At 61.1% G+C, this 7,804-nt stretch carries 10 protein-coding genes and 1 tRNA gene; 1 reads left to right on the plus strand and 10 read right to left on the minus strand.

Features of this window, described 5'->3' with window-relative positions; genetic code table 11:
* From AB5Y94_RS08815 to AB5Y94_RS08855, 9 genes are all read right to left on the minus strand, one after another.
* Window positions 1-786, minus strand: coding sequence for a TatD family hydrolase (locus AB5Y94_RS08815; protein ID WP_368205357.1), 786 nt, complete (start codon window positions 784-786; stop codon window positions 1-3).
* Between the two features lie 111 nt (window positions 787-897).
* Window positions 898-1,653, minus strand: a complete 756-nt coding sequence (gene tatC, locus AB5Y94_RS08820) for a twin-arginine translocase subunit TatC (protein WP_005307280.1) — start codon at window positions 1,651-1,653, stop codon at window positions 898-900.
* Window positions 1,650-2,099, minus strand: a complete 450-nt coding sequence (gene tatB, locus AB5Y94_RS08825; protein WP_005307278.1) for a Sec-independent protein translocase protein TatB — start codon at window positions 2,097-2,099, stop codon at window positions 1,650-1,652. The genes tatC and tatB overlap by 4 nt, the downstream gene beginning before the upstream one ends.
* A gap of 3 nt (window positions 2,100-2,102) precedes the next feature.
* Window positions 2,103-2,354 (minus strand): Sec-independent protein translocase subunit TatA, encoded by a 252-nt coding sequence (gene tatA / locus AB5Y94_RS08830; RefSeq protein ID WP_005307275.1) that lies wholly within the window; start codon window positions 2,352-2,354, stop codon window positions 2,103-2,105.
* Window positions 2,355-2,395: 41 nt separating this feature from the next.
* Window positions 2,396-4,036 carry a ubiquinone biosynthesis regulatory protein kinase UbiB gene (ubiB, locus tag AB5Y94_RS08835; protein ID WP_368205358.1) on the minus strand — a complete coding sequence of 547 codons (1,641 nt, stop codon included), beginning with the start codon at window positions 4,034-4,036 and terminating at the stop codon, window positions 2,396-2,398.
* Complete coding sequence (locus AB5Y94_RS08840) at window positions 4,036-4,644, minus strand: SCP2 domain-containing protein (RefSeq protein ID WP_005307271.1); 609 nt, start codon at window positions 4,642-4,644, stop codon at window positions 4,036-4,038. The genes ubiB and AB5Y94_RS08840 overlap by 1 nt, the downstream gene beginning before the upstream one ends.
* A gap of 8 nt (window positions 4,645-4,652) precedes the next feature.
* Window positions 4,653-5,405 (minus strand): bifunctional demethylmenaquinone methyltransferase/2-methoxy-6-polyprenyl-1,4-benzoquinol methylase UbiE, encoded by a 753-nt coding sequence (gene ubiE, locus AB5Y94_RS08845; RefSeq protein ID WP_010635575.1) that lies wholly within the window; start codon window positions 5,403-5,405, stop codon window positions 4,653-4,655.
* Between the two features lie 65 nt (window positions 5,406-5,470).
* On the minus strand, window positions 5,471-5,848 hold the full coding sequence (gene crcB / locus AB5Y94_RS08850; RefSeq protein WP_005307266.1) for a fluoride efflux transporter CrcB: 378 nt from the start codon (window positions 5,846-5,848) through the stop codon (window positions 5,471-5,473).
* An 85-nt stretch (window positions 5,849-5,933) separates the two neighbouring features.
* Window positions 5,934-7,199 (minus strand): cytosine deaminase, encoded by a 1,266-nt coding sequence (locus tag AB5Y94_RS08855; RefSeq protein ID WP_368205359.1) that lies wholly within the window; start codon window positions 7,197-7,199, stop codon window positions 5,934-5,936.
* A gap of 92 nt (window positions 7,200-7,291) precedes the next feature.
* Here AB5Y94_RS08855 and AB5Y94_RS08860 point away from each other — a divergent pair, with 92 nt between their 5' ends.
* Window positions 7,292-7,546 (plus strand): hypothetical protein, encoded by a 255-nt coding sequence (locus AB5Y94_RS08860; protein WP_010635577.1) that lies wholly within the window; start codon window positions 7,292-7,294, stop codon window positions 7,544-7,546.
* A 48-nt stretch (window positions 7,547-7,594) separates the two neighbouring features.
* Here the strand turns inward: AB5Y94_RS08860 and AB5Y94_RS08865 are convergent.
* A tRNA-Thr gene (locus AB5Y94_RS08865) sits at window positions 7,595-7,670 on the minus strand.
* Window positions 7,671-7,804: the final 134 nt, after the last annotated feature.

The following is a 7,804-nucleotide window of genomic DNA, read 5'->3' on the forward strand; positions in this document are numbered from 1 at the left end:
TCACTCCAAAAGAGGAAGTTGGAAAAACGCGGCGGAGGTGGCCCGGGTATGGGCCAGCAAGGCCTCGGGCGCTTCACCACGGCAGGCCGCCACCACCTGGGCGATGTGCGGCAAAAAAGCGGGTTCGTTGCGTTTGGGTCTGGGTTTCAGATCCCGCGGCACCAGGTAGGGGGCGTCCGTCTCTATCATCAGCCGGCCGGCCGGAATGCGGGCCACCTGCTCGCGCAGCTGCTGACCACGGCGTTCGTCGCAGAGCCAGCCGGTCACCCCGATATGCAGCCCCAGCGCCAGACACTGGTCCAGCTCCTCATCGGAGCCGGTGAAGCAGTGCAGCACGGCCCCTGGCAGTTTGGGCAGCCAGGGGCGCAGGATCTCGATGAAACGGGCGTGGGCATCGCGGCAATGGAGAAACACCGGCATCCCGAGCTCGGCGGCCAGCGCCAGCTGGGCGTCGAACACCGCGTCCTGCACCGGACGGGGCGAGAAGTCGCGGTTGTAGTCGAGACCGCACTCGCCGATAGCCACCACCTGCGGCAGCGCCGCCAGCTCGCGCAGGGTGGGCAGGGTCGCCTCATCGACACTCTTGGCATCGTGGGGATGCACCCCGGCGGTGGAGAAACAGTAGCCAGGCCAGCGGGCGGCCAGGGTGGCGCTCTCGCGACTGCCGACCAGATCGGTGCCGGTCAGGATCAGCGCCTCTACCCCTGCGGCGCGGGCGCGGGCCACCAGATCGGCCTGTTCATCGGCGAACTGGCTGCTGGTCAGGTTTACACCTATGTCGATCATGGGGTCAGCGGGTCCGAACAAAAGGAAGACATATCAGGTATTTGAAAACCATCTACTCGATGGGGCCTTACCATACGCCTCGAACGGGAGCATGAAAAGAGGAAGGGAGCCTCAGCTCCCCTCTTCCGTTGATTCCTGTTGCTCCTCGTCCTCTTTCTTCACGTAGAAGCGGGCGAAGAACAGACCTATCTCCCACAAAGCCCACATGGGGATCGCGAGCAGGGTCTGGGAAAAGACATCGGGCGGCGTCAACAGCATGCCGACCACGAACACCCCGACGACGACGTAGGGACGCTTCTCCTTCAGGCTCTTGGGGGTGGTCACCCCGGTCCAGCACAGCAGTATGGTGGCCACCGGAATTTCGAACGCCACCCCGAACGCGAAGAACAGGGTCAGCACGAAGTCCAGATAGCTGGCGATATCGGTCGCCACCGTTACTCCGGCGGGCGCGGTGCTGGTGAAGAAACCGAACACCAGCGGGAACACCACGTAGTAGGCAAACGCCATGCCGGCATAGAACAACACGGCACTGGAGGCGACCAGCGGCATGATGAGACGCCGTTCATGCTGGTACAGACCGGGGGCGATGAAGGCCCAGGCCTGGTAGAGCAGATAGGGGATCGCCACGAAGAAGGAGACCACCAGGGTCAGCTTGATGGGCGTCAGGAAGGGCGTCGCCACGTCCGTCGCTATCATGCTGGTCCCTTCCGGCAGCTGGCTGAGCAGCGGCTGGGCCACGAAGTCGTAGATGTTGTTGGAGAAGTAGATCAGCGCGATGAACACCAGCAGAATGGCGGTGATGGAACGCAGCAGGCGCGTTCTCAGCTCCACCAGGTGGCTGATCAGGGGTTGTTCGGCCTGACTCATGGCTGCTTCACCTCCCCTTGTTCGGTACGTGGCTGGGCACCGGGGCGCTCATCCACGATCGCAGTCTGTTCCGGCGCGGCCACCGCGGCGGCTGGCGGCACAGATTCCTCCTTCACCTGGGCCGATGCCGGTGCAGGATGGATGGTGTTTTGCTGTTCGTATGGACGGGTCACCGATTGTGCGGCCGCTTTCAGCTGCTCGATAGACTCCTGCAGCTCGGGGCTCAGGTTGTTCATCTGCAGCTGTTCGGCCTTCTTCAGGTCGTTGTGCAGATCCTGCAACTTGAGCTCCTGCTCCAGCTCGGCCTTGACCGAGTTGGCGGTGCTGCGGATCAGTCTGATCCAGTGGCTGGCGGTACGGATCGCCACGGGCAGCCGCTCGGGGCCGAGCACCACCAGGGCGACGACACCAATGACAACCAGCTCCCAGAAACCGATATCGAACATGGCTTAGGCCTGATCTTTATCTTTCTGCTTGGCGGCATCGCTAGGCTGGCCGGCCGCTTCGTTCAGCTGCTTCGGCGGAAACTCGGCATCCTTCTGCTCGGACTTGGCATCGCTCGGCTCGTCAGAGAGTGCCTTCTTGAAACCCTTGACCGCGGCGCCCAGATCACCACCGATGCCGCGCAGCTTCTTGGTACCAAACAGCAGCACGACGATGACTGCGATGATCAACAATTGCCAAATACTGATACCACCCATGATTTTTATCTCCAGGACAGGCGCCCGCTGGCGCGGTTTATTTAATGAGAACGGGTCCGCAACCAACCCAGCAGCCAGCATAACCCGGCGCCGGCGAGGCTGATTTGTCCCCACTCAATGTGTTGTTTTTGGGTCAGCAAGAATACACCGGCCAATAGCAGGCTGGCTCCAACCCCTAAGAGGTAGCGAGCCTGTCCTTGCCGACGGCTGTGGCGGCGGAACTCGGCGAACATCTGGTCGAAATGGTGCTGTTGATGGCGAGTCTGGCGCAGGGTCTCGTAGACCAGTTCCGGCAGTTCCGGCAGCTTCTCCGCCCAGAATGGCGCCTTCTCCTTGATGGCAGCCCACACCGCCTTGGGCCCCACCTGCTGGTACATCCAGTTTTCCAGATAGGGTTTGGCGGTCTGCCACAGATCCAGCTGGGGATAGAGCTGACGACCCAGCCCTTCCACATAGAGCAGGGTTTTCTGCAGCAGCACCAGCTGCGGCTGCACCTGCATGTTGAAACGACGGGCGGTGTTGAACAGGTTGAGCAGCACGTGGCCGAACGAGATCTCGGACAGCGGCTTCTCGAAGATGGGCTCCAGCACGGTACGGATGGCGAACTCGAACTCATCCACCTTGGTATCGGGCGGCACCCATCCGGACTCTACGTGCAGCTCGGCCACCCGGCGGTAGTCGCGGTTGAAGAAGGCGAGGAAGTTCTCCGCCAGGTAGCGCTTGTCTTCCCGGTTGAGGGTGCCGACGATGCCGCAGTCGATGCCGATCCAGAGCGGATTCTCGGGGTGCTCATAGGAGACGAAGATGTTGCCCGGGTGCATGTCGGCGTGGAAGAAGCTGTCGCGGAACACCTGGGTGAAGAACACCTCCACCCCGCGCTCGGCCAGCAGCTTCATGTTGGTGCCGTTGGCCTCCAGCGCCGCAATGTCGGAGACCGGAATGCCGTAGATCCGCTCCATCACCAGCACCTGCTCGCGGCAGTGCTCGGTGAACACCTCGGGCACGTAGAGCGCCTCTGAGCCGGTGAAGTTGCGGCGCAGCTGGATGGCGTTGGCCGCCTCCCGCATCAGGTTGAGCTCGTCGAGGATGGTCTTGCGATACTCCTCCACCACCTCGATGGGGCGCAGCCGTCCGCTCTGGGGCACGAAACGGGCCACCAGACGGGCCAGCGCCTGCATCAGCCGCAGGTCGGCCTCGATAACCGGCTCGATATCGGGGCGGATCACCTTGATGACGATCTCGCGGCCGTTCTCCTTCAGCCTGGCGGTATGCACCTGGGCGATGGAGGCGGACGCCAGCGGCGTCTCGTCGAAATCGTCGAACAGGGTCTCTATGGTGCAGCCCAGGCTCGCCTCGATCTGGCGACGGGCGGCCTGACCGCAGAAGGGGGGCACCCTGTCCTGCAGCAAAGCCAGCTCTTCGGCGATATCCGGCGGCAGCAGATCGCGCCGGGTCGAGAGCATCTGGCCGAACTTGATGAAGATGGGGCCGAGCGCCTCGAAGGCGAGCCGGATACGGGCACCGCGGCTCAGCTCCTGGCGCTTGTTCTTGAGCCAGAACAGGCTGCGGCGGGCCAGCCGGCCGGGCCAGGGCTGATAACGGGCGGGCACCAGTTCGTCGATGCCCTGCTCCAGCAGGATGCTGATGATGCGATAGAGGCGCTTGAACTCCTTCGGTGTCATCAGGCTACCCGCTGTTCGAAGCGGGCCAGCCGCAGCTCGACCGCTTTCATCTGTTGCGCCAGCAGCTCGACATCGTCGTTGAAGCTGGCCACTTCCAGCGGACCCGGCGCAAGCCGGATCTCTTCGGTCAGATACTCGGCCAGCTGACGCTGGCTGCGGCACAGTTCACGGCCCAGCAAGCGACGCGCCTGACGAGCACCACGCAGCAGGGTGTGGGCCAACACGTCGCCGGTGTAGCGGGACAGCTCCTCTTCCCAGTCAATGTCGAGCTCACCCAGCAGCACGCTGAACGCCTGCACCAGCTGGGGGTCGCCGCTCAGATCCAGCTTCTCCTCGCGGATGTAACGCGTCAGAGAGGAGGGATCCTTGAGCAGGCCGAGGGCAGTCAGGGAGAGGCTCAGCACCGCATCGGCCTCCCCTTCAAACTTGGCCAGCACATCCAGCCGGCGCCCGGAGAAGACAAACCAGAGCGGCTTGAGCTCGCGCAGCTCCAGCTTGAGTACCTTGCCCGCCAGCTTGCGCAGCCGCTCGGGGCTCTGCTTGTCCAGTTCCAGCAGCCGGTTGAGGCTGGTTTCGATCACCGCGGTGACCATGGCATCCATCGGCATAGGCGACCTTAAAACTTGTAACCGCGGTGCAGGGCGACCACGCCCTGGGTCAGGTTGTAGAACTCCACCTGCTCGAAACCGACATTTTCCATCATGCCGGCCAGGGTCTGCTGATCCGGGTGCATGCGGATGGATTCCGCCAGGTATTTGTAGCTTTCGCTGTCGTTCGCGACGATTTCGCCCATTTTCGGCAGCAGTTTGAAGGAGTAGAGGTCATAGAGCTTGGCGATCACTTCGCTCACCGGCTTGGAGAACTCCAGCACCAGCAGACGGCCGCCCGGCTTCAGTACCCGGAACATGGAGGCGAGCGCCTTGTCCTTGTCGGTAACGTTGCGCAGGCCGAAGCCGATGGTGATGACGTCGAAATGGTTGTCCGGGAAGGGGAGAGCCTCGGCGTTGGCCTGGACGTAGGAGACGTTGTTGGCCACCCCCAGGTTGCGCAGTTTGTCGCGACCCACCTTGAGCATGGAGTCGTTGATGTCGGCCAGTACCACCTGACCGGTTTCGCCGACGATGCGGGAGAACTTGGCGGTCAGATCGCCGGTACCACCGGCCAGATCCAGCACCTTCTGACCTTTGCGTACGCCGGAGCAGTCGATGGTGAAGCGCTTCCACAGGCGGTGGATGCCGAACGACATCAGATCGTTCATCAGATCATACTTGGCTGCCACCGAATGGAAGACGCCGGCGACCAGGGTTTCCTTCTCGGTCGCGGCCACGGTTTTAAAGCCAAAATGCGTTGTCGTAGTCTGTTCTGACATCCCTTAAACACCCATAGAGCAAAGAATGGCCGCCAGTTTACCAGAGCCAATGGCGTGCGGACACCTTAAACCCGGCTGGCGACCAACTGCATCCCCAGCACCACCATGGCCAGACAGAGAAACAGGTTGAGGCCGATGTTGAGCAGCGCCTTGAGATAAGCGCCATGCTGGGCCAGCGCTACCGTGTCCAGCGCAAAAGAGGAGAAGGTGGTGAGGGCACCGAGGATCCCCACCATCAACAGCGGCTTCATCGGGTGTTCGGCTATGTGGCCGTGCAGGATGAGGGCGTAGGCTACCCCCATGATGAAGGAGCCGATCAGATTGACCATCAGGGTGCCGTAGGGGAAGTGGCGCCCCAGCAGCAGCGCCATCAGCTCGGCGATGCCAAAACGCAGGCAGGCACCGATGGCCCCACCGGCAGCAACAAATAACCAGGTTTGCATGGAAGCAGACTCCACAGTATCAGGCCGACATTATGCAAAATGTCGACCCGGGGGGACAGCGGGGCAATTAATCGACGCCCTCGGCTCAACGGCGAAAATCGACCGGTTCGCTCTGCGCCAGGTGCAGCGTAGTTTGGGCCGGCCTGGTCTCGGCAATCAGTTTTCCATGGCGAATGGAGTAGCGTACCGGCACCTGGCGGCGCACCGCATCGAAGCCGTTTTCGGCAGGCAGGATCAGCAGGTTGGCCGGCTTGCCCAGCTCGATGCCGTAGCGATCCTGCACATTCAGGGTGCGGGCGCTGTGACTGCCGATCAGCTTGAGGCTGTCGTTGATCTCTTCGTACCCCATGATCTGGCAGACATGCAGCCCCATGTGCAACACCTGCAGCATGTTGGCCGTCCCCATGGGATACCAGGGGTCGAACACATCGTCGTGACCGAAGCAGACGTTGATGTTCGCCGCCAGCATCTCCTTCACCCGGGTGATGCCGCGACGCTTGGGATAGCTGTCGAACCGCCCCTGCAGGTGGATATTCACCAGCGGATTGGCGACGAAGTTGAGGTCCGCCAGCTTCAACAGCCGGAACAGGCGCGACGCATAGGCCCCGTTGTAGGAGTGCATGGCGGTGGTGTGGCTGGCGGTCACCCGCTGGCCCATGCCGCGCTCGTAGGCCAGGGTCGCCAGCGTCTCGATAAAGCGGGACTGCTCGTCATCTATCTCGTCACAGTGCACATCGACCAGAACCTGATACTTCTCGGCAAGATCGAACACGTAGTGCAGGCTTTCGACCCCATATTCCCGAGTGAACTCGAAATGGGGGATGGCACCGATCACGTCGGCACCCAGCTTGAGGGCCTCTTCCAGCAACGCCTTGCCGTTCGGGTAGGAGAGGATCCCCTCCTGCGGGAAGGCGACGATCTGCAGCTCCACCCACTCCTTCATCTCTTCCCGCACCTCCAGCATCGCCTTGAGAGCGACCAGATTGGGATCGGAAACATCGACGTGGGTACGGACAAACTGGATACCGTTGGCGATCTGCCACTTCAGCGTCTGGATGGCGCGCCGTTTCACATCCTCGTGGGTCAGCATTGCCTTGCGCTCGGCCCAGCGTTCGATCCCCTCGAACAGGGTGCCGGAGAGGTTCCAGCTCGGCTCGCCCGCCGTCTGGGTGGTATCGAGATGGATGTGCGGTTCGATAAAGGGGGCAATGGCGAGCCCCTCCTCCCCATCCAGCTCATGGGTGGAGAGCAGATGAGTGCTCATGGGCTCGATGGCACGGATCAGGCCACTCTGGCAGAGGATCTGCCAGGTCCCCTCCCTGCCGGCCAGGCGCAGGTTCTTTATCAGCATGTTTTTCTTCCTTTTTTCAGCCGCCAATTGCTTTTTCAAGCCACAACTTAGCTTGGATCAATTTGATAGAAAAGCGTTCATATTGAATACATATGAGACTGTTACTATTGATAGACAGCAACAATAAAAGGGAGTTGATTGGGATGAAAGCAGGATTGACCGAGATCGGCAGCGCAGGCTTGTTTCACGAGTATCTGCAGACGCTGGGCATCAGCAAGCCACCGTTGACCTCGATAGAGAAGCAGTGGGAATACAAACGCGATGAACGACTGGTGGCTGCCATCCAGATAGAAGCGTCGGGACAGCCCCGTTTCTATCTCGATGCCAGACAGATATCGATGAATTGAAAAAGCAGAAACAAAAAAGCCTCCCGATTGGGAGGCTTTAATATTTAATGGTGCTGATACCCAGAATCGAACTGGGGACCTCATCCTTACCAAGGATGCGCTCTACCGACTGAGCCATATCAGCACACTAACCGGTAAAGACCACGCTCACCGCGTAATCTAAAATTGGGTGCCTGGCAGTGTCCTACTCTCGCATGGCGAATGCCACACTACCATCGGCGCTACAGCGTTTCACTTCTGAGTTCGGCATGGGGTCAG

The sequence above is a fragment of the Aeromonas sp. s5 genome (assembly GCF_040907865.1).
Classification (GTDB): domain Bacteria; phylum Pseudomonadota; class Gammaproteobacteria; order Enterobacterales; family Aeromonadaceae; genus Aeromonas; species Aeromonas dhakensis.

What these genes read in the sequence shown, in the direction of transcription:
- AB5Y94_RS08815 (WP_368205357.1), bottom strand. Translation starts at nt 786, where the DNA reads ATGATCGACATAGGTGTAAACCTGACCAGCAGCCAGTTCGCCGATGAA.
- tatC (WP_005307280.1), bottom strand. Translation starts at nt 1,653, where the DNA reads ATGAGTCAGGCCGAACAACCCCTGATCAGCCACCTGGTGGAGCTGAGA.
- tatB (WP_005307278.1), bottom strand. Translation starts at nt 2,099, where the DNA reads ATGTTCGATATCGGTTTCTGGGAGCTGGTTGTCATTGGTGTCGTCGCC.
- tatA (WP_005307275.1), bottom strand. Translation starts at nt 2,354, where the DNA reads ATGGGTGGTATCAGTATTTGGCAATTGTTGATCATCGCAGTCATCGTC.
- ubiB (WP_368205358.1), bottom strand. Translation starts at nt 4,036, where the DNA reads ATGACACCGAAGGAGTTCAAGCGCCTCTATCGCATCATCAGCATCCTG.
- AB5Y94_RS08840 (WP_005307271.1), bottom strand. Translation starts at nt 4,644, where the DNA reads ATGCCGATGGATGCCATGGTCACCGCGGTGATCGAAACCAGCCTCAAC.
- ubiE (WP_010635575.1), bottom strand. Translation starts at nt 5,405, where the DNA reads ATGTCAGAACAGACTACGACAACGCATTTTGGCTTTAAAACCGTGGCC.
- crcB (WP_005307266.1), bottom strand. Translation starts at nt 5,848, where the DNA reads ATGCAAACCTGGTTATTTGTTGCTGCCGGTGGGGCCATCGGTGCCTGC.
- AB5Y94_RS08855 (WP_368205359.1), bottom strand. Translation starts at nt 7,199, where the DNA reads ATGCTGATAAAGAACCTGCGCCTGGCCGGCAGGGAGGGGACCTGGCAG.
- AB5Y94_RS08860 (WP_010635577.1), top strand. Translation starts at nt 7,292, where the DNA reads ATGAGACTGTTACTATTGATAGACAGCAACAATAAAAGGGAGTTGATT.